At 58.9% G+C, this 24,846-nt stretch carries 20 protein-coding genes; 10 read left to right on the plus strand and 10 right to left on the minus strand.

Annotation, left to right across the window (positions count from 1 at the left end; translation table 11 throughout):
* The coding region (locus AC2FEE_RS20985; protein ID WP_496867278.1) for a hypothetical protein at positions 1-205 on the minus strand (205 nt) is incomplete at its 3' end.
* 391 nt (positions 206-596) lie between these two features.
* Between AC2FEE_RS20985 and AC2FEE_RS20990 the strand changes: the two genes are divergently transcribed.
* Positions 597-1,271, plus strand: a complete 675-nt coding sequence (locus AC2FEE_RS20990) for a GntR family transcriptional regulator (protein WP_496867279.1) — start codon at positions 597-599, stop codon at positions 1,269-1,271.
* Between the two features lie 6 nt (positions 1,272-1,277).
* Here AC2FEE_RS20990 and AC2FEE_RS20995 read toward each other — a convergent pair whose 3' ends face one another.
* From AC2FEE_RS20995 to AC2FEE_RS21025, 7 genes are all read right to left on the minus strand, one after another.
* Positions 1,278-2,234 (minus strand): ABC transporter ATP-binding protein, encoded by a 957-nt coding sequence (locus AC2FEE_RS20995; protein ID WP_496867281.1) that lies wholly within the window; start codon positions 2,232-2,234, stop codon positions 1,278-1,280.
* Positions 2,231-3,208 carry an ABC transporter ATP-binding protein gene (locus AC2FEE_RS21000; protein WP_496867282.1) on the minus strand — a complete coding sequence of 326 codons (978 nt, stop codon included), beginning with the start codon at positions 3,206-3,208 and terminating at the stop codon, positions 2,231-2,233. Before AC2FEE_RS21000 ends, AC2FEE_RS20995 begins: the two co-directional genes overlap by 4 nt.
* Positions 3,209-3,212: 4 nt before the next feature.
* A complete protein-coding gene (locus AC2FEE_RS21005; protein WP_496867283.1) occupies positions 3,213-4,115 on the minus strand; it encodes an ABC transporter permease subunit in 903 nt (300 codons plus the stop codon).
* Positions 4,115-5,122: an ABC transporter permease subunit gene (locus AC2FEE_RS21010; protein WP_496867284.1), complete on the minus strand. Its 1,008-nt coding sequence runs from the start codon at positions 5,120-5,122 to the stop codon at positions 4,115-4,117. The genes AC2FEE_RS21005 and AC2FEE_RS21010 overlap by 1 nt, the downstream gene beginning before the upstream one ends.
* Positions 5,122-6,216: a M24 family metallopeptidase gene (locus tag AC2FEE_RS21015; protein ID WP_496867285.1), complete on the minus strand. Its 1,095-nt coding sequence runs from the start codon at positions 6,214-6,216 to the stop codon at positions 5,122-5,124. The genes AC2FEE_RS21010 and AC2FEE_RS21015 overlap by 1 nt, the downstream gene beginning before the upstream one ends.
* 69 nt (positions 6,217-6,285) lie before the next feature.
* Positions 6,286-7,869 carry an ABC transporter substrate-binding protein gene (locus tag AC2FEE_RS21020; RefSeq protein WP_496867287.1) on the minus strand — a complete coding sequence of 528 codons (1,584 nt, stop codon included), beginning with the start codon at positions 7,867-7,869 and terminating at the stop codon, positions 6,286-6,288.
* A gap of 324 nt (positions 7,870-8,193) precedes the next feature.
* Entirely contained in the window at positions 8,194-9,114 is a 921-nt protein-coding gene (locus AC2FEE_RS21025; protein ID WP_496867289.1) for a LysR family transcriptional regulator, read from the minus strand.
* A gap of 340 nt (positions 9,115-9,454) precedes the next feature.
* Between AC2FEE_RS21025 and AC2FEE_RS21030 the strand changes: the two genes are divergently transcribed.
* The 5 genes from AC2FEE_RS21030 (at position 9,455) to AC2FEE_RS21050 (ending at position 18,389) form a co-directional block, all read left to right on the plus strand.
* Positions 9,455-13,108, plus strand: coding sequence for a beta strand repeat-containing protein (locus AC2FEE_RS21030; protein WP_496867291.1), 3,654 nt, complete (start codon positions 9,455-9,457; stop codon positions 13,106-13,108).
* 61 nt (positions 13,109-13,169) lie between these two features.
* Complete coding sequence (locus AC2FEE_RS21035; RefSeq protein ID WP_496867293.1) at positions 13,170-14,900, plus strand: type I secretion system permease/ATPase; 1,731 nt, start codon at positions 13,170-13,172, stop codon at positions 14,898-14,900.
* Positions 14,897-16,267 carry an HlyD family type I secretion periplasmic adaptor subunit gene (locus AC2FEE_RS21040; RefSeq protein ID WP_496867295.1) on the plus strand — a complete coding sequence of 457 codons (1,371 nt, stop codon included), beginning with the start codon at positions 14,897-14,899 and terminating at the stop codon, positions 16,265-16,267. Before AC2FEE_RS21035 ends, AC2FEE_RS21040 begins: the two co-directional genes overlap by 4 nt.
* Before the next feature lie 105 nt (positions 16,268-16,372).
* A complete protein-coding gene (locus AC2FEE_RS21045) occupies positions 16,373-17,140 on the plus strand; it encodes an HAD-IIB family hydrolase (RefSeq protein WP_496867297.1) in 768 nt (255 codons plus the stop codon).
* A 19-nt stretch (positions 17,141-17,159) separates the two neighbouring features.
* A complete protein-coding gene (locus tag AC2FEE_RS21050; protein ID WP_496867299.1) occupies positions 17,160-18,389 on the plus strand; it encodes a glycosyltransferase family protein in 1,230 nt (409 codons plus the stop codon).
* Here AC2FEE_RS21050 and AC2FEE_RS21055 read toward each other — a convergent pair.
* On the minus strand, positions 18,373-20,109 hold the full coding sequence (locus tag AC2FEE_RS21055; RefSeq protein ID WP_496867349.1) for a sugar phosphorylase: 1,737 nt from the start codon (positions 20,107-20,109) through the stop codon (positions 18,373-18,375). The two genes, AC2FEE_RS21050 and AC2FEE_RS21055, sit on opposite strands and share 17 nt — an antisense overlap.
* Positions 20,110-20,239: 130 nt before the next feature.
* The gene (locus AC2FEE_RS21060) at positions 20,240-20,857 is read right to left on the minus strand and encodes a TetR/AcrR family transcriptional regulator (protein ID WP_496867301.1); all 618 of its coding nucleotides are present in this window, start codon (positions 20,855-20,857) and stop codon (positions 20,240-20,242) included.
* 183 nt (positions 20,858-21,040) lie between these two features.
* Between AC2FEE_RS21060 and AC2FEE_RS21065 the strand changes: the two genes are divergently transcribed.
* From AC2FEE_RS21065 to AC2FEE_RS21080, 4 genes are all read left to right on the plus strand, one after another.
* A complete protein-coding gene (locus AC2FEE_RS21065; RefSeq protein WP_496867303.1) occupies positions 21,041-21,970 on the plus strand; it encodes an AEC family transporter in 930 nt (309 codons plus the stop codon).
* Positions 21,971-22,071: 101 nt separating this feature from the next.
* Entirely contained in the window at positions 22,072-22,905 is an 834-nt protein-coding gene (gene fghA / locus AC2FEE_RS21070; RefSeq protein ID WP_496867305.1) for an S-formylglutathione hydrolase, read from the plus strand.
* Positions 22,906-22,908: 3 nt separating this feature from the next.
* Positions 22,909-24,366 carry a Si-specific NAD(P)(+) transhydrogenase gene (gene sthA / locus AC2FEE_RS21075; RefSeq protein ID WP_496867307.1) on the plus strand — a complete coding sequence of 486 codons (1,458 nt, stop codon included), beginning with the start codon at positions 22,909-22,911 and terminating at the stop codon, positions 24,364-24,366.
* Positions 24,363-24,818, plus strand: coding sequence for a YaiI/YqxD family protein (locus tag AC2FEE_RS21080; protein WP_496867309.1), 456 nt, complete (start codon positions 24,363-24,365; stop codon positions 24,816-24,818). The genes sthA and AC2FEE_RS21080 overlap by 4 nt, the downstream gene beginning before the upstream one ends.
* The last annotated feature ends 28 nt before the right edge of the window (positions 24,819-24,846 follow it).

The raw sequence follows: 24,846 nt of genomic DNA on the forward strand, positions 1-24,846 counted from the left end.
TACAAACGTCAGGCGCTGGAACTTGGTGGGAATGATCCTCTGATCGTCCGCCCAGGGCGACGATAACATCCAGATCGTCGAACCGTACGCATTGTTCTTGCAGCAGGCGATAGTCCGGGTTGGGCGCGAAATCACCAGTGATTAACTTGGCAGGCTCGGCCAGTTTTGTGGCTAGCGCCTGAAAGGGCGCACTGAGGTATGTCACCGAAGGGTACCGGCGACCAGCTGCGGCACTTCGTTGAAGGTCCCGGTGTCGAACAGGGTTCTTACTGGGTTGGAATACGTCCACATCAGGGGCCTCACAACGAAACTGAAGATTCTCTGCATTGGGCGCGATCTTCTGAGAATACCGCCAACTGTCGAATAGAATGTTATGATCTCAATCACTGAGTGAGACTATTTTCGGTACAGAACCTCGTGTTTTGCCTTCCTGAGACCAGTTTGGAGAAAGGATGTGAAACGGGAATAACACCCTGTTGATCACGCCGCCGGATGCGGTACGTCACTTGACCGCAATCGTCGCGTGTAAGGGACTTGGAAATTCACCACTCATTTTGTATTTTGGATACAAGTTTCCTGCACCCGAGACCGACCTAATGCCCAGAACCCGCGCGATTCCCCGACAAAGCCTGCCCGAAGTCATCACCAACGATCTGCGCGAGCGGATTCTGAGCGGTGAAATGGCCGAAGGCGAGACCATCAGGCAAGAAGCACTGGCAGAGGATTATGACGTCTCGCGCATGCCGATCCGCGAGGCGCTGAAGCGGCTGGATGCCGAAGGTCTTGTGCAATTGACCAACAATCGCGGGGCATCGGTCACTAAGCATTCGCTGTCGGAAATCGGAGAAATCTTCGACCTGCGCGTGCTGTTGGAAGTGGACCTGTTCCAACGCGCCATCCCGCAGATGACCGAGGCCGATTTCATCGAATGCGACCGTATTCTGGACGAGATGGAAAAGTCTTACGATGCCTATGATGTGGGCCGGTGGGGCAGTCTCAACAACGAATACCACGTAGCGCTTTATGCCGCTGCGGGGCGAGGTTTGAGCAATGAAATCCTGCAGCGCGTCAATGTGCAATCCGACCGTTATGTCCGGATGCACCTGAGCGTTATGGAACAGCGTGAACCGGCCAAGAAAGACCATCGGGAACTGTTGTCACTGGCGCGCGACGGCCGGGTTGAGGACGCCTGTGCCCTGCTTACTCGGCATATTGGGCGCACCAAGGACCAGTTGCTGGAAATGGTCCTTGCCACTCGAAAAGGCGAATAAGCCCGATCAACCCAAAGGATGCAGACAGGCCACCTGATGGGCCTCACCGCTAAGTGCGGGCGGGGCCGCGCGGCATTCCTCGGTCGCCAGCCAGCACCGTTGCGCAAACGCGCAGCCCTGGGGGATGTTCATCGGTGAAGGCAACTCACCTTCCAGCTTGATCCGGTCTTTTTTCGCTTCGGGATCGGCGCGAGGTGTGGTGGACAGCAACGCCTTGGAATAGGGGTGCCGGGGCGTTGCGAATAGCATTTCCTTGGGGGCTTTTTCGACAGCCCGGCCCAGATACATGACGATTACGTCATCCGCGAAATGCTTCACCACCGACAGGTCGTGCGAGATGAACAGATAGGCGAGGTTCAAACGTTCCTGCAGTTCGACCAGCAAGTTCAGAATCTGTGACTGGATGGACACGTCCAACGCCGAGACCGGCTCGTCCAGCACCAGAACCTTGGGGTTCAGCATCAGCGCGCGGGCAATAGCGATCCGCTGACGCTGACCGCCCGAGAACATGTGCGGATAGCGGTCGAAATGCTCCGGTCGTAAGCCCACGAGATCAATCATCTCACGCGCGCGGGCCTCGCGGTCGGCGGCAGACATGTCGGGGCGGTTGATGATCAGCGGTTCCTGTAGGATCTGCCCGATCCGCTGACGCGGATTGAGCGAGCCATAGGGGTCCTGAAACACGATCTGTACCGTCTCGCGCATTTGGGCCCATTTCGAAGGGGTAATATCGACCCCATCAATGGACAGGCTGCCCGAGGTCGGTTCCTCGATCATCGTCACCACCCGTGCCAGCGTGGATTTCCCGCAACCGGATTCTCCGACGATGGCCAGCGTCTTGCCGGGTTGCAGATCGAAATCCACACCTGACAGGGCCTTGACCGTTGCCGGTTTCGACAGCAACCCGCCTTTGACGGTATAGAATCTGGCCAACGCGCTGGCCTGAACGATAGGGGCGGTCATGCCAGTTCTCCGTCGGTTATCTTTTCAACGTAATGGCAACGGGCCTTGCCGAACTCCGCGCTGTGCGGGGTTGGGGGCAGAGACCGGCACAGGTCGTCGGCATATTGGCATCTGGGGCTGAACAGACAGCCCTTGGGCCGGTCGAACTGGCCGGGTACCACACCCGGTATTGTCGGCAGCAATTTCGAGGTTGCGCGTTCCGGCAAGGCGCTCAGCAAAGCAGCCGTGTAGGGGTGACGCGGGGTACGGAACAGATCTTTGACCCGCTGCTCCTCAACCTTTTGGCCGGCATATTGCACCTGCACTCGTTCGGCTGTTTCCGCGACCACGCCCATATCGTGCGTGATCAGCACCAGCCCCATGCCCTGTTCGTCGCGCAGCTGGACCAGCAGGTCCAGAATTTGCGCCTGAATAGTCACGTCGAGTGCCGTTGTCGGTTCATCCGCGATTAGCAGCTTGGGGTTACATGCAATGGCCATGGCGATCATGACGCGCTGGTTCATCCCGCCCGACATCTGGTGCGGGAAGGTGTTCAGGCGGCTTTCGGGAGCCGGGATGCCGACCTGATCGAACAGCTCGATGGCGCGCTGATGGCGATCCTTGCGGTTCAGACCCAGATGGATGCGCAAGGCTTCCTTGATCTGGAAACCGACCGTGAAACAGGGATTCAGGGACGACATCGGTTCCTGAAAGATCATGGCGATGTCTTTACCGATGATTTTGCGGCGGTCACGGGCCGAGATTTTGGTCAGGTCGATGCCTTCGAAGCTCAGCTGATCGGCGGTAATAGTGGCTGTCCAGGGCAGCAAGCCCATCAGGGCCAACATCGACACGGATTTGCCCGAGCCGCTTTCGCCGACGATGGCTATCAACTCGCCTTTGTCGACGGACAGGTCGACGCCGTCCACGGCTCGGAACTTGCCCGAAGCGGTGGCGAATTCGACGGTGAGGTTTCGGATATCCAACAGGCTCATGTCGTCAGCTCCGCTTCAGTTTCGGGTCCAGCGCGTCGCGCAGACCGTCGCCCATCAGGTTGATGGCGAGCACTGTGATCAGGATGGCGAGACCGGGGAAGGTCACCACCCACCAAGCGCGCAGAATGAACTCTCGCGCTTCGGCCAGCATGGTGCCCCATTCCGGAGTCGGCGGCTGCGCGCCCATGCCCAGAAAGCCAAGGGCGGCAGCGTCCAGAATGGCGGTCGAGAAGGACAATGCCGCCTGCACGATGATTGGAGCCAAACAGTTGGGCAATACGGTCTTAAACATCAGCCGGGCCTTGCTTGCGCCTGCCACGCGGGCCGAGGTGACATAGTCTTTTTGCCGTTCCGACAGTACCGAAGCACGGGTCAGTCGCACGTAATGCGGCTGGAACACGATGGCGATGGCAATCATCGCGTTGGTCAGCGACGGGCCGAGGATAGCGACCAGAACCAGCGCCAGCAGCAGCGACGGGAAGGACAGGATGATGTCCATCACCCGCATGATCATTGTATCAACCCATTTCGGAGCGAAGCCGGACAGCAGCCCGATGATCACGCCGCCTGTTACGGCCACACAGACCACAACGATGCCGACAAAGAAGGAATACCGCGAGCCCATGATCAGGCGCGACAGCATATCCCGGCCCAGCGGATCGGTGCCCAGCGGGAAGGCCCAGCTGCCGCCCTCTTGCCACGCCGGAGGCTGCAGGATGTGATCGCGGAATTGTTCGGTCGGATCATAGGGGGCCAGCAAGGGCGCGAAGGCCGCGCAGAAGACAAAGGCAAGAAAGACCCACAGGCCGAACACCGCACCGCGGTTTTCGCTGAAGTAATACCAGAACTCACGCAGGGCGCTGGGGCGGTCTTCGGTTTTTGGCGCGTTTGCGGAAAGTTCAGCCATCACCGCCTCCGGATTTTTGGGTTGATGATGCCATAGAGGACATCGACCAGAAGGTTCACCAGCATTACGATCACGGCGATCATCAGCAGGCCGCCCTGCACCACCGGGTAGTCACGGCGGAAAATGCTGTCGACCATCCACTTTCCGATGCCGGGCCAGCTAAAGATCGTCTCGGTCAGGATCGCGCCCGCCAGCAGGGTGCCGACGGATAGGCCAATCACCGTGATCACCGGGATCAGAGCGTTGCGCAGCGCGTGCAACCCGTTGATCCGCGAAGGCGAAAGACCTTTGGCCCGGGCGGTCCGGATGTAGTCCTCACCCAGTACTTCCAACATAGCCGAGCGTGTCTGACGGGCGATCACCGCAAGCGGGATGGTGCCCAGAACGATGGTCGGCAGGATCAGGTGTCGAACGGCCGACCCGAACGCCCCTGGCTGACCTGACAAGAGGCTGTCGATCAGCATGAAGCCGGTGACGCTTGGGAAGTAGTAAAGCAGGTCGATCCGACCCGAGACCGGCGTCCAGCCCAGATTGCCCGAAAAAACGATAATCAGAAGCAGCGCCCACCAGAAAATTGGCATCGAATATCCGACCAGCGCCGAGGACATCAGCGCCCGATCAAAGAATTTGCCCCGGTTCACGGCAGCGATCACGCCCGCTGGCAGACCCAGGGCCACCGCAAAGATCATCGCACAGATCGACAATTCCAATGTTGCGGGGAACAGGGCAAAGAACTCGTCCCAGACAGGTTTTTTGGTCACAAAGCTTTCGCCCAGATCGCCGTGCATCACGCCGACCAGATAGTCCCAGTATTGTTGCAGGGCCGGTTTGTCGAAGCCCAGCTTCTCGACCATTTCCTGATAGCGTTCCTCGGTCATGCCGCGTTCGCCGGCCATGACGATGATGGGATCGCCCGGCAGGACCCGGATGAACATGAAGGAAATCAGCGTTACGCCCAGAAATGTCGGAACGAACATGCCGAGACGAGAGAGTAAGTAGCCAAACATCAGCGACCTATGATTGTGAGATCTTTGGGAAAGCTGGTCAGAGACCGGCAGCCATCCTCGGTAACAAGCACGTCATCTTCTATGCGAATGCCGAAATTGTCCAGTTGATAAAGTCCCGGCTCATTGGTCCAGACCATCCCGGGCAGGATTTTCTGGTCATTTCCACGCATGATATACGGCGCTTCGTGCACGTCGCGACCCAACCCGTGGCCCGTCTTGGTGCGGATGCGGTCAGCATAGGGCGAGGCCTCAAGTACGCTGATCACTGCGTCGTCGATGTCATGGGCCGTGACGCCGGGGCAGCAGGCTTCGAACCCTGCAAGGTTGGCACGCAGAACAGTGTCATAGACGTCCCTGCCCTCGTCCGAGACCTCCTCGACAAAGAAGGTCCGCGTGATGTCGGCGGCAAATCCGTGTTTTCGGGCCCCGAAGTCAAACAGCAACGCGTCACCCGGTTTGATCCGATAATCCGCGCGCGCCTTGCCATGCGGCCGTGCTGAATTGTCCCCGGCCGCAACGATCGGCGCAAAGGCCAGTGAGGCCGCGCCTTCGGCAAACAGGGCTTGAACAAGGGCCTGCTCGATTTGAATTTCTGTCTGACCGACGCGCACATCCGCGATTACACGGGCCAATGCACGTTCCGAGATATCAATCGCCGCCTGCATTGCCGCGACGTCGTCCTCTGTCTTGCAGATCCGCAGACCGGAAATCTCACTCTCGGCATCGACAATCCGCAGGTTCGACAGAGCGTTGGTGAACGCCTTGGAGACAAAGACCCGCATCACCTGTCCTTCAACGGCCAGTGATGTCAGCGGCACATGCTTGGCCAGCGCAGCAAACGCATCGTCATAGCCAGTCTGATCGTACCAGTCGAAAACAGCGCCTTCGAACCCGACGAGTTCCCACGAGCCCAGCTCAAGATTGGGCACGACCGCGGCCGGAGCGCCTTCGGCCGGGATTACGACCACAAAAGGTCGCTCGTGGCTCATGAAGGGTTTTCCCAAAGCGCGGGTAAAATTCGGACCGGGCACAAGCGCCACGGCGTCTACTGACATGTCCTTTGCCAGTTGACGGTACTCGGACAAATCCGGCATTGGCGCCGACCTCCAGAATAAAAGAAACCGGAGCCGCCGATTGGGCGGCTCCGGTCAGTGAGTGATGATTTATTCGACGCTCACACCGTAGAAGATGTGGCCGCCCAGCGGGTGCACCTTGTAGCCTTGCACCTCGTTGCGCATCGGCATGAAGACAACCGAGTGCGCGATGGTCGCCCAAGGCGCCTGTTCTTTGAAGATCGCCTGGGCGTCCTCATAAAGTTTGGTACGCTCGGCCTGATCGGTGGTCTGCTTGGCCTGCAGGATCAGGTCTTCAAACGGCTGGTGGCACCATTGTGCGCGGTTCGACGCTTCGCGGCCGTCACAGCCCAGCAGCACGGCCAGGAAGTTGTCCGGATCGCCGTTGTCACCGGTCCAGCCCAGCAGAACTGCGCCATCGCGGTTCAGTTCTTTCGAGCGCGACAGGTACTCGCCCCATTCATAGGAGACGATTTCCACGTCCACGCCAACTTTGGCGAAATCCGCCTGGATCAGTTCGGCCATGCGGCGGGCGTTCGGGTTATACGGACGCTGTACCGGCATCGCCCAGACCTTCATCGACAGATCAGAAACACCTTCGGCTTCCAGCATCGCCTTGGCTGCTTCGGGATCATAAGCGTCGTCGGTGATGGCGTCGTTATAGCCCCACATGGTCGGCGGGATCGGGTTCTTGGCAACCTGGCCCGAGCCCTGGAACACAACATCGATGATCGCGTTCTTGTCGATCGCCATGTTGAGCGCCTTGCGGACGTTCGGATTGTCGAACGGCTCCATCGTGGTGTTGTAGGCCAGATATCCGACGTTCAGGCCCTCTTGCTCCATCATGTTGATGTCGCCGTCATCCTTCATCGCCTGAATGTCGGCGGGGTTCGGATAGGGCATGATGTGGCATTCGCCGGCCTTCAGCTTTTGATAGCGCACCGAAGCGTCCGGAGTGATCGCAAAGATCAGGTTTTCGACTGCCGCCGGGTCTTTCCAGTAGTCGGCGTTCTGCGCATAGCGGATCACCGCGTCTTTCTGGTAGGCCACGAACGAGAACGGACCAGTGCCGATCGGCGCGGTGTTCAGCTTTTCAGGCGTGCCCGCTTCCATCATCGCATCCGCGTATTCCGCAGACAGGATCGAGGCGAAGTCCATCGCCATGTTGGCGACAAAAGGCGCCTCGGGCTTGGTCAGGGTGAATTTCACGGTGTAGTCGTCGACCTTCTCGATGGACTCGACCAGTTCCGGCATGCCCATGCCCTTGAAATACTCCCATGTACCGCCCGAGACCTGATTGTAGGGGTGGCCCTCGTCCTTCTGACGCATGAACGAGAAGATCACGTCATCGGCGTTGAAGTCACGGGTCGGGGTGAATTCGTCGTTCGAGTGGAACTTGACGCCCTGACGCAGCTTGAAGGTGTACTCCAGACCGTCATCGCTGGCCTCGACGCTTTCGGCCAGACCGGGGATCACGTTGGTCGTGCCGGTTTCGAACTCGAGCAAGCGGTTGTAGATTGGGTGCGACGAGGCATCAAAGGTCGTACCAGCGGTAAACAGCGCCGGGTCGAAGCCTTCGGGCGAGCCTTCCGAACAATAGACCAGCGTATTCGCTTGTGCCGCGGCAGCCGACAAGGCGATCGCAGCAGTTGCGGCCATTAATTTCAGTTTCATGTGGGTCTCCCAGAAATGGTTTTTTCAGACATTCGCGTTGCTCTTTGTGGCCAGAGCATTCTTGGACGACTCTGTTCGCCGCGAAATCTCTGCCCAATGTATCCAAAATACAAAATCCATTGTCAACTGACTTGCATGCGTAGCTGCGGTCAATTGGCAAACCGGCTGGATACGCCAACACGTTCGGCCTTTTGGACCGGACGGGCAAGAAGATTTTACGACGGTACAACCGCACCCTTTCGCCGAAAAAGGAGCGCATGAGAGTCAGGTTTTGAGGTGTCAGTGCTTGCCTGCGGTGGCGGTCGCGCGACTTTTGGTATGAGATCAGCCCGAAAAGGTTGGCGTGACTCCGACCGGTGGTTTCTTATTAATAAAGTCGCCGATGCGGTCCAGCAGAGGTCGGCGCGGACAGCCTGGGCGTGTCACCGCCCCGAGGTTGCGCAGGTTGCCGGGCGCGTCAAATGGCACAAAGCACAGGGGCCACCCGTCGCGCCTGAACTGTTCGGCCGCCAGCGCCGAGACAATGGTGCAGTCGTCCGAGTGGCAGATATGGCGGCAGATCGTTTCGAACCGCAGGGCGCTCAGGTCAAATCGTTTGCTGATCCGGTGCGTGGGGTCCGATTTGGGCAGGCGGTTTTCCAATTCATAGCCAAAGCTGTGCGGCAACCGGATAAAATCATGGGCAGGCACATCCTCGGGCGCGATGGACGGCAAATGGCACAGCGGGTGTCCTTCGCGGAGGGCCAGAAACAGAGGCTCGGTCCAGATAGAGGTGAAATCAAGCGCTGCCTCGGTGTTGACTTTGGCCACCAGCGCCACATCAAGCGTGTGATCTTCGACCATTCGCAGCATGTTTTGCGGCAGGTCTTCAACCATCGTGACGCGCATATTGGGAAACAGTTTGCTGAACAGCTCCGAGAAATACTGCGTTAGATATGGGGCCAGCGTCGGGGTCATACCCACTTTGAACGGAACGGCCTCGGGGTCACGGAACTGGGTCGCGGTATCCCGGATGTTTTGAGCGTCTTTCAGGATGCGTTCGGCGATTGCGATCACGCGGGTTCCGCAGGCGGTCGGACGCACCTCGTTGTTGAGGCGGAGAAACAAGTCGGTTCCCAATTCCTGTTCAAGCTTTTTGACCTGATTGGACAATGCGGGTTGCGATACATTGCAGGCCACAGCCGCCTGGCTGAACTGGCCGTGTCTGGCGATGGCTAGGACATATTCCAAGTCTCTGAAATTCATAATCGCTTACCAATAATGTGCTTTCCAACCGCATAGGGGATGCTCTTTAGATACGTCAACGCAGGCTTCGATGCAGGAAAACGGCATCACAATCACTGACAAAACCGTCACCCTGCGCCACTGAATAGTGCCGACTGAGTCCCGAGATCCGTCTAACTTGTTGAAATTACTTGTCACGCTACCACCGCACATCACGGCGGACGTGACTATTTGCTTTGGTTATATGCCCAATTCGCAGGATGAATTTTAGCTGACCAACGGTGGCGACTACCCCTTTGCTACGCGGAACGTCCAGACCAGCGGGCGGACCGCCAAATGCAAACCCATGATGGAGTCCCCCATGCTGTCCCAATTCATTGAAGGCTTACGCGCCCGTCTTTTGACCACGTCTACCCTGGCGCAAGAGACATCCCGCGATGGCCAGTCCCTTATCAACAACTTCTTTCAAAGTAACGTGGTCGATGACACTCCGGCTTTTGTTCTGGCAAATGACTTCTCGCGCCTGCTGAACTTTGGTGAAATCGTCACCAATAACGCGGTCGCGGCTGTTCTGGCACAAGGCCAGAATGTCGATGTCTTCAACTTCCGCTCGGGCCGGATCGAGGCCAACAACGGACCCGACGCGCTGGCTGCAGGAGTACAGGTCACCGGCAACGCCTCGGTTCGCAACTTCGGTGAAATTGTGGGTGACTTCAACGGTGTGCAGTTTGCAGGTGCAGACAGTTCGGGCAATCTCGATAACTTCCGCGGCGGCGTGGTCAGTTCGGATAGCCGCGCGGTCGACATTCAGGGCCAAGACATTGATGTGCGAAACTTTGGTGACATCATCGGCACCGGCGATCAGCGCAACGGCACAATCTATACCAACAGCACCGCAGAAGATGTTACGATCTCGAACTTCACGGGCGGCACCATTGATGCTGGTGAAGACAACCAGGGCGCCGGTATTTCGCTGCAGGTTGGCGATGAGGTCGGAGACCGCGTTGAAACCGATGTGTTCAACGGTTTTGGTGCAACCATTCAGGGTCGCGGTCAGGCTGCGTCGAACACCGCGCTGGCCGGTGATGGCATCCGCATCGATGATGGCGCTGAAGGCACGATTCTAGAAACCGAGATCGTCAACGGCGGCTTAATTTCAACCGAGAGCAATCAGGGCACCGCCGCTGGTATCCGCATCGCAGATGGCGCGAACACCGAAGGTGAAATCCTGAACACCTCGACCGGTGTGATCGAAGGTCCGCGCAATGGTTTGTACATTGGAAACGGCGAACATGATCTGGACGTGCTGAACTTTGGCACCGTCCAGTCGGGAAGCCGAGCGGTGAATATTGACGGCTCGGGCGTTGATCTGGTCAACGGCGGTGACATTCTGGGCACCGGTGATCAGCGCAACGGTACTGTCTATGCCGACGACACAGCGCGCGACTACACGATCAACAACCTTGCAACTGGCACGATCGATGCGGGCGAGCACAACAACGGCGCTGGTATCTCACTGTCACTGGCCGAAGGCGGTAATGGTGAGGTCGAGATCACCAACGATGGCACCATCGCCGGACGCGGCAACGCGGGCGCCGGGCTGGGCACGGCCGGAGACGGTATCCGGCTGGAAGGAGCGCGTCAGGAAGGCGGCGGCTTTGGCTCGGCCCTTTTCACGGGCACAATCACCAACACTGGTACAGTGTCCTCCGAAGGCGCGAATAATACTGTGGGTGCGTTCCGGACAGTGAACGGCGTCAATTTCCAGGGCCAGTTGGTAAACGAGGAAACCGGCCTGTTCTCCGGTGGTCAGAATGGTGTGTACTTCGGCACCGGCGATCACGCAGGTGGGTCCTTCGTCAACCGTGGCACTGTGACCTCAGACAGCCGCGCGCTGAATATCGACGGTGACGGGCTTGAGGTCGTGAACGAAGGCGACATTCTCGGCACAGGTAACCAGCGCAATGGCACCGTCTATGCCGATGGCACCGCGGACAATTACAGCTTCACCAACACCGGCCTTGTCGATGCCGGTGAAGGCAACAACGGCTCCGCAGTTTCGCTGCAAACCGGTGATACCTCGGGTGATGTGGTATCGGCGGTCGTTGTCAACGAAGGCACGCTGCAAGGACGCGGTGACGCGGCTGAGGGTAATCAAGTCGGTGACGGTCTGCGCCTGTTCACCAGTCAGGACGATGCCTCGTTTGCGGGTGTGGTCGTCAACGAAGGATTGATAGCCGGGTCCGAAGGCTCAGACGCCGCTGCAGGAATTCGCGTCGATGGCGGTTTGAACCTTCCGGGCGCAATCCTGAACGAAGGTGAGATCCGCGGTACGGTCAACGCGATCGACGCATCGGATGCCGGTGACGTGACCCTTGTCAATGACGACGAAGGCGTGATCAACGGTAACGTTCTGCTGAGCGGTGGCGATGACATCTTTGTCGACCTGGGCACCACCAATGGCGATATCGCCGGTGGCGCGGGGGATGACGTGCTGATCTCAGGTGATGCCGACAATGTTCTGACCGGTGGTCTGGGCAATGACTTTATCGATGGGGGCGACGGCATCGACACAGCCGATTTCTCGGATCTGGATGTTGCGGTCGAGGTCTCTCTGGACGCCAACGGCAACGGCACCGCGACCCGTGACGCTGGTTTTACTGTTACGGTCACCGATGCGGTTGTCGATGACCCCGACCAGTTCGGCTCGAACATCCCGGACCCGTCGTGGTTTGTTGAGGAAGCCATCCTGGGCAACTTGTATTACAACATCCACACCGCGGACTTCTCCGGCGGGGAAATCCGCGGGCAGCTGCTGGTCGACAACGTTGTGACCGAGAACGGCGTCCGGACAGTCACACTCAGTGGTGGTCTGGACGCGGCGCAAGAGCCGGGTCCGTTGTCGGACAGCGAAGCCACCGGTCAGGCCACGGTCGTCATCACTCAGAACCTGAACACGGGTGTTGTCACCTATTCCAGCGAACTGAGCGTTGTTGGTCTGAACGAAGCCGACCTGAATACGCCGATCCCGGGTGTTGTCTCGGCCATTCACCTGCACAATGCACCCGCCGGTCAGAATGGCGCGGTCGTGCAGGACACGCTGGTGGACGCAGGCGCTACATTGGATACTGAAGCCACAGGTGGCACCGGTGTCATCGGTCAGGACGTCATCGATAACCAGATTGAAATCGACGTTCTGCGCTCGATCGAACGGGTTGTCGGCTCAGATGACAGCGACACGATTGATGTGTCCGGCTTTGACGGCGTGACCGTTGATCTGGACCTGAGCGGTCCTGCGCCGAACCCGGCTGGCAATGGTGATGAAGGCCCGCAGGACGGTGCTGTTATCGTCAACGGCCAGATCGTCGCCGAAGTCGACAATTTCGAAAACGTAGTCGGTTCCAGCGGAGATGACCTGATCCTGGGCAACAACGAGTTCAACGTGCTCGACGGCGGTGCAGGGAATGACGCCATCCACTCGTTTGGTGGGGCTGACGTCATTATCGGTGGCGAGGGCATCGACACAGCGTTGTTTACCGCAGGGCCGGGCGTTGTTCTGGACCTCAACGAAGAGGGCAACGGTGTCGCCAGGGTCAATACACCGGAAGGGGCCACGCTGGATCAGGTGTTCGGATTCGAAAACATCAACGGTTCGAACAACGCAGGCAGCCCAAATGGCGGCAACGACATCCTGTCGGGTAACTCAGGTGCCAACACCCTGAATGGTCAGGCCGGTGACGACGTGCTGAACGGTGAAGGTGGCAACGATATCCTGATCGGTGGCGCGGGACAGGACACGTTCGTCTTTGCGGGCAACTTCGGCGACGACGTCGTTCAGGACTTCGAGATTGGCATCGACCAGCTGCAATTCGGTGATTTCGGTCCTGACTTCGGCGGCAATGTCAACGTCGCTCAGGATGGCGAAGACGCGCTGATCACCTTTGGTGATGCGGGTTCGGTTCGTCTGGCCGGTGTCAACAGCGCCGACCTGAACGAAGACGACTTCGTCGCATAAGCGATCCCCTGCGGGGCGGCCTTTGGTCGCCCCGCCTGTCAATCCGGAAAGGGCCCAAGACATGTTCCAGAACGCCAATCCTGTCAAATCCGCTTGGGGGTCGCTGCGCAAAGGCTTTGTTGCGGTCGCGGTCTTCAGCCTGTTTCTGAACCTTCTGATGCTGGCCGGACCGCTGTACATGCTACAGGTCTACGACCGCGTGCTAACCAGCCAGAACCCCGATACCCTGATTGCCCTATCGATGCTGCTGGCCGGAGTTTTCGTCGTGATCGCCTGCCTTGATCTAATGCGAATGCGGATCCTTGGCCGTCTGGCCGCCCGGTTCGAGATGAGCGTGGGCGCGCCTATCCTTGGAGCCGCTATGCGCCGTCGGGTACAGGGTGAAAGCGAGGCCGGTGCAAACCTGGTCGAGGACGTAAACGGCTTTCGCGAATTCATCTCGGGCACCACCCTGACCGCGTGCTTCGATGCGCCGTGGATACCGATTTACCTGTTGGTGCTGTTTGCTCTGCACCCGTTTTTGGGACTGCTGGGTTTGGGTGGGGCGGTCACACTGACCATCATGGCGCTGATAAACAACGCTCGCGCCCGTGCGCCGATGCAACAGGCATCGCAGGCGCGGGGGCGTTCTGACGCGCTGTTTAAAACCAGCGACAACAATGCCGAGCTGGTTCACGCCCTGGGAATGAAAGACGATCTGGTAAGCCGCTGGACGGCGTTGCAGGCGGATGCGCATCAGCACAAGACCCGAGCCGCAGATCGGATCGCCAGCTTTTCGGTGATGTCCAAAACCATCCGCATGGGTCTGCAATCTGCGGCTCTGGGTCTTGGGGCCGCGCTTGCCATCACCGGAGAGTCCACGGCCGGTATAATGATCGCCGCGACCATCGTTCTGGCACGCGCGCTGGCGCCAATTGACCAGTTGATTGGCCAGTGGCGCACATTTCTGGCGGCGCGCGGCTCGTACAACAAGATCAAACAACTGACCGATGATTTCGCGGAGACACCACCCAATCTGCACCTGCCGCGTGCGTTCAAATCTTTGGACGTCCGCATCGCGCAGGCCGGCCCTCCGCGCGCACTGAATGCCACCATTCGTGGAATTGATTTCAACCTGAAAGCCGGGGATGTTCTGGCCGTGATCGGCCAAAGCGGGTCGGGCAAGACCACTTTGGGCAAGATGCTGGCCGGTATTTGGCATCCGCAACGGGGTGAAGTTCTTTTGGATGGCAGCCCGATGTCGAAATGGAACGCCGAGGATCTGGGCAAGCAAATCGGGTATCTGCCTCAGGACATAGACCTGTTCGACGGCACCATTCGCGAAAACATCGGTCGGTTCTCGACCACCATTGACGATGCCGAGGTTCTGCGCGCCGCCCGAGAAGCCGGCGTGCATGAACTGATCAGCAGCCTGCCGGACGGGTACGAAACCCGGATTGGTCAGGGATTCTTTCTGTCCGGCGGCCAACGTCAGAGGCTGGCTCTGGCTCGCGCGCTTTACGGCGATCCGTTTGTGCTGGTGCTGGATGAACCGAACTCGGATCTGGATGCCGAAGGTGAGCAGGCCTTGCGTGATGCGTTGCTGGCAGTACAGGACCGGGGCGCGATTGCGATCGTTATGACCCATCGCCCGGCCACGTTGCAGGCCGCAAACAAGGTGTTGGTTTTGCGCAACGGGGATCAGGCCCAGTTTGGCAACAAACAGGACGTGTTGAAGGTGAACAGCCGCAATGTGCTGCAGACACCCCCACGCCCGACAGGCGAAACTCAGATCACAGGAGTGGCCCAATGACGGACCTGATCAAATACGCATCTTCCGGCAACGCAGTTGGTTTCCACGAGACGCAGTTGAAAGAAATCACTGATACGTCATCCAGTATCGCGCGGTATGTTCTGTTCGGGCTGTTCACGCTGGCAGTGTTCGTCGGCGGCAGTGGCTATTGGGCCTTCGCCTCGAAACTGGATGGGGCCGTGGTCGCGCCCGCCTCTTTCGTGGTTGAGGGCGACCGTAAGACAGTCGAGCATCTGGATGGCGGCATTATCCAATCGATCCTGGTGACAGACGGGCAATTCGTTGAGGCCGGGCAACATCTGGTGCAGCTCGATAGTACCGAGATCGATGTTGAACTTAGCGTACAGGGTAGCCAGCTTGGCGAGTTGTCTGTCCGGCGCGCGCGCCTGCTGGCGCAGATGAGCGGGCAAACCCAGTTCGACGAAGCCGCCGCTCTGGCTGAGTTCCGCACAGGGATGGACCGCTTGCATTGGGTGTCTCCCTACGTGACGCAAAAGCAACTGTTCGACGCTGAAGCACGGGCCAGACGGATCGAGGCACAGATTAACGCGCAGCGCATCACCGGGCTGCGCAATCAAATCAGCGGCTTGGATGAGCAACGAAAGGCGACGCAAAACCAGATGGAGATCACGCGAACCGAGCTGACCAACCTGCAATCCTTGCTGGCCAAGGGGTTGGTGGCCGTCACGCGGGTCAGTGCGCGGCAGATCGAACTGGAACGGCTTGGCGGGGTAGATGCCTCGTTGCGCACCCAGATCGCGCAGGCCAAGGATCAGGTGCAGGAGCTGGAGCTGTCGCTGCTCAGCCAGCGTAAACTGCGCGATGAGGTCATCGCCGGGGAACTGGCCGTGGTAGAGGCCCAATTGGATCTGATCCGTCCTCAGTTTGCGGGAACTCTGGCACGTCTGAAACGGACGCAGGTTCTGGCGCCTGCCAGCGGCCGTGTCGTGGACCTTGGCGTGTCGACGGCAGGCGGAGTGATCCGTCCGGGTGAGCCGATCATGGATATAGTCCCCGCCGACCAGGCCCTTATCGTCGAAGCACGGGTCAAGACTGGTGACATCGACAAACTGCGGATTGGTCAGACCACGCGCATCCGCTTGTCGGCCTTTGCGCAGGCGGACGTGCCTGAGGCCAGCGGTCGGATTTTCGATATCTCGGCCGATGCACTGGAAGATGAACGCACGGGCGAACCTTACTATAAAGCGCGGGTCAAGCTGGATGCCGAACAACCGCAGGACGTTGCCGCGCTGGAACTGGTGCCCGGTATGCCCGCTGATTTGTTCGTCAATACCGGTGAGCGTGCGGTAATCAGCTATCTGTCGCAACCGATCAGCGACCGGTTGGCCAGAACGTTCATCGAATGAACTGGGTCGTCTGTGCTTAGAAATTAGGCACAGGCATTCGGTTTGATGGAAAAACTGTCGGTACGGATTTACATCACGTATCGGCAGACTTCTAATTCGAGGGCGATGAACGATGCAGCTGCCTTGCCCCTTCTGGTGTTTTCCGATTTAGACGGCACGCTATTGGATCATCGCGACTACGGTTGGGAAGCCGCCAGACCGGGACTCGCCCGCCTGAGGGAACTGGGCGCAGGGCTGGTTCTGGCCAGCAGCAAGACGGCTGCGGAAATCCGGCCTTTGCAGCAGGACATGGGCCTGACCCATATGCCCGCCATCGTCGAAAACGGGGCCGGGGTACTTTGGCCCGATGGAACCGACGAAGACACCGATTGCTATCTGCGCCTTCGGTCCACGCTGAGGTCTCTGCCGTCGGGATTTGTCGGCTTTGGCGATCTGACCGATCAACAAGTGGCTCGGAATACTGGTCTTAACCTTGCGCAAGCCGTCCTGGCCAAGCGGCGCAGGTTCAGCGAACCGGGGCTGTGGACCGGCTCAGAGATTGACTTGCGAGAGTTCCTGTCGGCGGCCGCACGCGCCGGATTGCACACCCGACAAGGAGGGCGGTTTCTGACCCTTTCATTCGGCAAAACCAAAGCGGATGCGATGGCCCAAGTTGTCATGCGGTTGCAGCCCCGGCGGACCATGGCACTGGGCGATGCGCCCAACGACAGAGAGATGATCCGCGCAGCGGATCAGGGTGTGGTGATTGCCAATCCGGACGGCCCCCCGGTTCCCCTCTTCCCGCCCGAGATTGAGGCGCGGGTTCTCAGAACAACCCAAAGCGGGCCGCGCGGCTGGTCCAAGGCGATCCTAACGCTAACGGCAGGGCTCTGACCCAGAAAAGGCACCACACATGGCAGATTTTCACCAGAACGGAAACATCACTACCCTGCATAACCTGCGCAGCAGACCCGCCGGGCAACTGGCGCATGAGATTTCGGTCTTTGCCGAAACACGCAAGATCACCCTGATCCTGCCCTGCCTCTATTCCGAGTTGGAAGGGCCGGCGCTGGCAAGCATTTTGGAGGAACTGGCCCAGGTGCCCTATTTGCACCGTATCATCATCGGTCTGGATCAAGCAGATGAGGCGCAGTACCGCCACGCGCGTGCATTCTTTTCAGATCTCCCACAAGACCATGCGGTGATTTGGAATGACAGTCCACGCCTGACCAAATTGCAATCGCATCTGCAAAAGCTGGGGTTGGCCCCGCAAGAACCCGGTAAAGGCAAGAACGTCTGGTCGTGCATCGGTTACCTGCTGGCCTGCGCTGACAGTTCGGTGATGGCGATCCACGACTGCGATATCGTCACCTATGAACGCCAGATGCTGGACCGGCTGGTCTATCCGGTCGTGAATCCTACCTTTCCATTCCAGATGGCCAAGGGGTTTTATCCCCGCGTTGGCGCGGGCAAGCTGAACGGCCGTGTTACGCGCCTGCTGGTCAGCCCTTTGCTGATTGCACTGAAGAAAGTGATCGGAGACCGCGATTACCTCGATTACCTGCGCAGTTTCCGCTATCCGCTGTCGGGTGAATTCGCCATTCGCACGCCTACCCTGCCTGATCTGCGCATCCCGTCAGATTGGGGCTTGGAGATCGGAGTTCTGTCCGAGGCGTGGCGCAATCTGGCGCCGAAATCCGTCTGTCAGGTCGAGATCGCAGACAACTACGACCACAAGCATCAGGACCTGTCGCCCGAAGACGCCAATCTCGGCCTGTCCCGCATGTCCACCGATATCTGCAAGGCGATCTTCCGCAAGCTGGCCGCTGATGGCACCGTGTTCACCCCCAACACCTTCCGCACGCTCAAGGCCACCTATTACCGTTCCGCACTGGACCTGTTGGAGGGCTACTATACTGACGCAAAGATGAACGGATTGGAGCTGGACCGTCACAAGGAAGAGAAATCCATCGAATTGTTTGCCGAAAACATCATTCGCGCCGGTCAGGTCTTTCTCGACAACCCGCACGAGACGCCATTCATCCCGACATGGAACCGTGTGCATTCAGCTGATCCAGAGTTCCTGTTGCGTTTAAAGACAGAGGTGTCCGACGATCTGGCGGAATTCACCCCGCGTTCGTGATCCATCGGCATTGGTACGGTGCGAGCACGATATCGGGACCGTTGGCGGCTAGGATTTCTCCAGTCAGGGCATCGGTCCAGACTTCTTCTGCGATCATGTTGAACTTGGAAGGGCTGACATGGACCGGTTCGGCCGAGACGTTGTGCAGTGCAAAGATTGACTGACTGCGGTCCAGGCTCTGCCGCCAAAGGCCAAAGACACGGTCTTCCAACCGGAGAGTGAATTGTGTGGCATTCGGGTGGAATGCGGGTTGTTTCGCCCGCAGGCGCAGGCGGCGTGACAATTCCGACAACACCAGTGCCTGATTGGACCCCGGATCGGCCAGTCGTGCCAGCAGGTCGGGATAGTGCCAGCGGTGCCGGTTGATCGCCCGGTTCATGCCGCGCCGTTCCACGGCCTCGTGATCGTTGGGCGTGGCCAGCAGGGAGTGAATGTAGAAGGCCGGTATCCCCTCCAGGGACATGACAATAGTCTGGGAACATATGAACCGTGCCAGATGGTATTGATCCTCACCGGCAAATGTCTCGCGCGTCGCCTCGAAATACCCGCAATTCAGTTCATAGGGCTCCTCGCGCCCATCTGGCAGTGCCCGCATGGACACCAGCCCACCGATCCGGCGTACGGTGGCGATCATGCGGTCCTTTTCATCGGGGGGCAGAACCCCTTCGGCGGGGCGCATTCCGATACCGTCATGGCTGGCGGTGAAATTGAGATAGGCACAGCCCAGCTGTGCGGGCGGCATCGCAGCCTGCCAATTGCGTAGGTATCGCGCGGTGCCCGACTGCATTGCGTGCAGGATCAGCGGCGGCAGGGGGAAATTGTAAACTGCGTGCGCCTCATTCCGGTTGCCGAAGTAACTGAGGTTTTCGGTCCGCGGCACGTTAGTCTCGGTCAGCAGCACCAGCGTTTCGGTGGTGTAATCGCACAGCAGTCGCAGCAGTTGCACGATGGCATGGGTTTGCGGCAGGTGGATGCAATTTGTGCCGATCTCTTTCCAGACAAAGGCTACAGCATCCAGCCGCAGGATACGCACCCCCTTGTCGATATGCAGCCGGATGATCCGCAGCATCTCAACCAATACTTCGGGGTTAGAGAAATCCAGATCCACCTGATCGTGGCTGAAGGTACACCAGACGTATTTCTTGCCCTGATTGGTCTTGACCTGTCGCAACAGAGGTGTCGTGCGCGGACGCACGACCTGAGACAGATCATCCTCGGGCGAAGCTTCGAAAAAGAACCGGTCGTGCGGCGATTTCCCCTGCAGGAAATTGGTGAACCATGCGCCTTGGCTTGAGACGTGGTTCAGCACCAGATCCGACATCAGGTGAAAGTCGCCTGCGATCCGGGTGATATCCGTCCACTCCCCCAATTGCGGACTGACGGAGTAGAAATCTGACACCGCAAATCCGTCATCCGAAGTGAAAGGAAAGAACGGCAGAATGTGCACCCCGTTCACCACGCCGCTCAGATGCCGGATCAGGAAATCATGCAGCAGATCCAGTGGTTTGTGGGCCTGATCCTCGATCGAGTTGCCATAGGTGATCAGGACGCTGTCTTTTTCTGACCACAGCTTGTTGCCCGGCTTGCGCCCCTGTTTGCGCCGATGCGTTCCTGCAGGCCAGAAAGCTTCGGTGATCTGGTCGGACAGTTCGGCTTGATCATGTCCGGGGTAAATCTGAACGAGCAGATCGTTCAGTCGACGGGAGAAGCTGGTATTCACACTGGTCAAGGGTCACAGGGCCTTCGCTGTATCCCGCCTGATGGTTTTCCAGAACGATCCAGCTGTCAAACATCAACTGTTTGATTGGCCGTATTTTAGGCATATGCCCGTGCGTGTGCCCAAATCTTGATCAGACCCCGTAGCGGGCCATGAACATGTCCACCGCCTGCAGCGCGATTTCGTCGATTTCCGGCTGGCTGAAACTGGTCTGGATGCCCAATGCGGCCTTGGTCCAGATCCGCACCTTGCACAGCTCCGAGAATTGCTCGGCCGCGATCTGAACGTCTTCAATGGCCAGTTCGCCTTTTTTGACGGCCTTTTCCAGATACTCAACCATGTGGCGCTGGCCGTTTTGAGGTCCGGCTTCGAAAAACGCCATTCCCAGCTCGGGAAACCGGTCGCGCTCGGCCACGCAGATCCGAAAGACCTGTTGCGAAAAATCGGACACCAGAAAGGCGGTCAGCTGAGTGGCGGTGATCGTGAGGACTTCGCGCGCCGGTTTGGAATCATCGATCATCGAGATGACATTTTCGGCCAGACGTTTGCACTCGGTCTGTGCGACCTCCATGAACAGAAGCCGTTTATCGGGGAAATAGCTGTAGAGCGTCGCCTTGGACACGCCAGCGGCGCGGGCGATGTCATCGACACTTGCGCCTTCGAACCCATCCGCCATGAAAACCTCTCGGGCGCCACGCAAAACCTGATCGAATTTGCGACCCGTACGAAGGATGGCGGCTGTCTCTGTCATGGGCTCTCCTTGGCTGAATGATCCCCTAAAACTATAAACCGTTCGGTTCAGATACAACGATTCGCATTATTTCCACGGATGTGACGTGGTGAAACCCGTTCATTTTCCCGTCAGAACCTAGTGCGTGATGACTGCGTTCGCTAAACGCTTGCCGCTCCGTCAAACAATGCTAACACTCTGGCCATGGTCGATATCTTTCTACGCACGCTTCCGTTTTTTGCGATCATCGGCCTCGGATACTGGGCCGGCCGCAGCCGGTTTTTTACCGAAGAAGCAACAGCCTACCTGACCAAATTTGTGTTTTTCTTCGCGCTGTCGGCGATGCTGTTCCGCTTTGCCGCCACCCTGCCCTTTGCCGAGATTTTCAACGGTCGGCTCGTTCTGGGCTATTTGCTGGGCACCGTCGTCGTCTACGTTCTGGCGACACTGGTTGCATGGATGCGGGGGCTCGACGTTCCCACAGCCGCGGTCGAGGCCCAATGCGCCGCCATCGGCAATGTCGGCTTTCTGGGTCTGCCGATGCTGGCCCTGCTGTTGTCCGAAGCCGCCATCGGGCCGGTGATGCTGGTTCTGACGGTTGACCTGGTGGTTTTTTCGTCCCTGATCGTAATCTTGATCAATGCGGGGCGCGACGGGCGGCTGACGCCGGCGACCCTGAGGCTGATCGGGTTGGGATTGATCAAGAATCCGATGATCGTGTCGATATCTGCCGGAATGCTGTGGTCGGCGTTTCAGGTGCCGGTTCCAGGGCCTCTGAACGACTTTCTGACCATTCTGGGTGGGGCAGCCACGCCGGGTGCGCTTTTTGCCATCGGGGCCTCGCTTGCTTCTAAGTCGGCCGAACGCGTGCAGGTCGCGGCATGGCTCAGCTTTTGCAAGCTGGTCATCCATCCGGCTTGCGTTGCCGTGGCGCTGCTGTGGTTGATCCCGGTGGCTGCGTTTCCGGCTGCAGTAGCCATTGCAGCTGCGGCTCTGCCGGTGGCGGGGAATGTCTATATGCTGGCCGCCCATTACCGCGTGGCCCCGCATCGGGCATCCGCAGCCATCCTGCTATCCACGGCGGCCAGCATCCTGACCGTGCCAGTTGTGATCGCCTGGGTCGCGACACTCTGAGCTGCATCTTCAAAAAATAGGCGCGCCGAAGGCACGCGGTCTTTACGCCGCGTCCCTGTAGGGTTAGCCATGTCGCGACCTAAAGCTAAGGACTTTGCCAGATGGAAACCCTTTCGGAAAACGCCTGTTTCGGTGGCGTGCAGGGCGTTTACCGCCATACCTCCGCAGCTTGCCAATGCGAAATGACTTTTGGCCTGTTTCTTCCCGCCGAAGCCAAGGATGGGCCGGTTCCGGTTCTGTGGTATCTGTCCGGCCTGACTTGCACCCATGAGAACGCCATGATCAAGGCGGGCGCTCAGGCCTGGGCGGCCGAACAAGGCATCGCCGTGGTCTTCCCTGACACCTCGCCGCGCGGTGAGGGCGTGGCCGATCACGAAGACTACGATCTGGGCCAGGGCGCCGGATTCTATGTGAACGCGACGCAATCCCCCTGGGCACCGCATTTCAACATGTGGGACTACGTGGCAAACGAGCTGCCGGCCCTGCTGGCCGACAGCTTTTCCATCGATATGGATCGTCAGGCCATCACCGGCCATTCGATGGGTGGTCATGGCGCGCTGACATTGGCGATGAATCTGCCGGGGCGGTTCCGGTCGGTTTCGGCCTTTGCACCGATCTCGAACCCGACTGGATCGGATTGGGGCCGCAAACAGCTGAGCGCCTATCTGGGCGATGACGAGGCCGCATGGGCCAAACACGACGCCTCGGTGCTGATGAAAGAAAACGGCTTTGATGGCCCGATCCTGATCGACACCGGCACCAATGATCAGTTCATCGACCTGCTGCGCCCCGAGGCGCTGGCGCAGGCAATCGCAGAACGCCGCCAGCAAGTTACTTATCGCCTGCAGCCCGACTATGACCATTCCTACTTCTTTGTGTCCACCTTCATGGAAGACCACATCACCTTCCACGCCGAAGCGCTGTACGGAGACTGAGACATGAGCAATTTCGACTATGACCTGATCATCATCGGGTCCGGCCCGTCGGGGCGGTCGGCAGCGATTCAGGCAGGTAAACTGAAACGTCGGGTGCTGGTGATCGATCGCAAGGACCGGTTCGGTGGCGTTTCGGTGCATACCGGTACGATCCCCTCCAAGACGCTGCGCGAGACGGTGCTGAACCTGTCCGGCTGGCGCGAGCGAAGCTTTTACGGCCGCTCCTACCGGGTCAAAGATCAAATCCGCGCCGAGGACCTCAAGGCGCGTCTGCACATGACGCTGGATCACGAGGTCGATGTGCTGGAGCACCAGTTCAACCGGAACCATGTGGAGACGCTCAACGGTCTGGCCAAATTCGTCGGCCCACACGAGGTTGAGGTTGCAACGGACGCGGGTGAAACCACGCGCCTGACAGCGGCCAAGTTTCTGATCGCGACCGGAACCAAAACCTATCGCCCGGACTACGTGCCTTTCAATGGCAAGACGATCGTGGATGGCGATGAGTTTCTGGAGATGGCTGAAATCCCCCGCTCGCTGGTTGTGATCGGGGCCGGGGTGATCGGGGTGGAATATGCCACCATGTTCTCGGCGCTTGATGTGCGGGTGACACTGATCGAACCGCGCGACACGTTTCTGGATTTTATCGACAGCCGCCTGATCCACGATTTCACTCATCAGATCCGCGAAAACGGCGTTGACCTGCGCTTGGGGTCTACAGTTGAAAAAATCGAAGATGCGGGAGCCCATGTCGAACTGACGTTGGAAAACGGGCGCCATGTCCGGGCCGAGATGCTGTTGTTTGCTGCTGGCCGAATGGGCGCGACGTCCAGGCTGAACCTGGATGCTGTCGGGCTGAAAACCGATCACCGCAACCGGATTAAGGTGGATCACAAGACTTATCAAACTGCCGTACCACATATCTATGCAACCGGCGACGTGATCGGGCACCCGTCGCTGGCGTCGACCTCGCTGCAACAAGGCCGGGTGGCCGCCTGTCATGCGCTGGACACACCGACCCTGCCGGAAAGCCCATGGTACCCGTATGGCATTTATTCGGTGCCCGAGATTTCCACCTGCGGAATGTCCGAGGAAGAACTGCAGGAGCGTGGCATTCCGTACGAGGTCGGCGTGGCCCGATTCCGTGAAACCTCGCGCGGTCATATCATGGGGCTGGAGCATGGGATGCTGAAGATGCTGTTCTCGCTGAAAACCCGCCGGGTGCTTGGCGTGCAGATCGTGGGCGAAGGCGCGACCGAGCTGATCCACATCGCACAGGCAGTGCTGAACCTGAAGGGCACGGTGGACTACTTCGTGCAGAACACGTTTAACTATCCGACCTTGGCCGAGGCCTACAAGATCGCCGGTCTGGACGCGTTCAACCGGATGCCGATCCCGGAAGAGTTCAAGGTCCGCAAGAAGCCCGCTGAGCCTGCGAAAAAGCAGGTCAAGAAGACGTGACGACACTCTATGTCGATGCGGATGCCTGTCCGGTAAAGGCCGAGGCCGAGCGTGTGGCGACCCGGCACAAAGTGCCGATGGCGTTGGTATCGAATGGCGGGCTGCGACCATCGGCGAATCCTCTGGTGCAGGTCGTCATCGTGGCGGAAGGCGCGGACGAGGCGGACAAGTGGATCGCCGAACGGTGCGGGCGTGGGGATGTAGTGGTGACCTCCGATATCCCATTGGCCGCGAAATGCGTTGAGGCCGGGGCGCGCGTGCTGCGCCCCAGTGGTGAAGCGTTCACGGCGGCCAATATCGGGCAGCAACTGGCAATGCGCGACCTGATGGCTGACCTGCGTGCGGCGAATCCATTGGGGGCTGGCGGCGGTGGAAGGCCGTTTGGCAAAGCGGACCGGTCGCGGTTTCTGGACGCACTGGAGCGGGAATTGAGGGCGGCACAGCGCGGGTAGCGCTCCCGCCCGTCAGAGACGCATCAAA

It is taken from the genome of Ruegeria sp. YTSC199 (assembly GCF_059609725.1).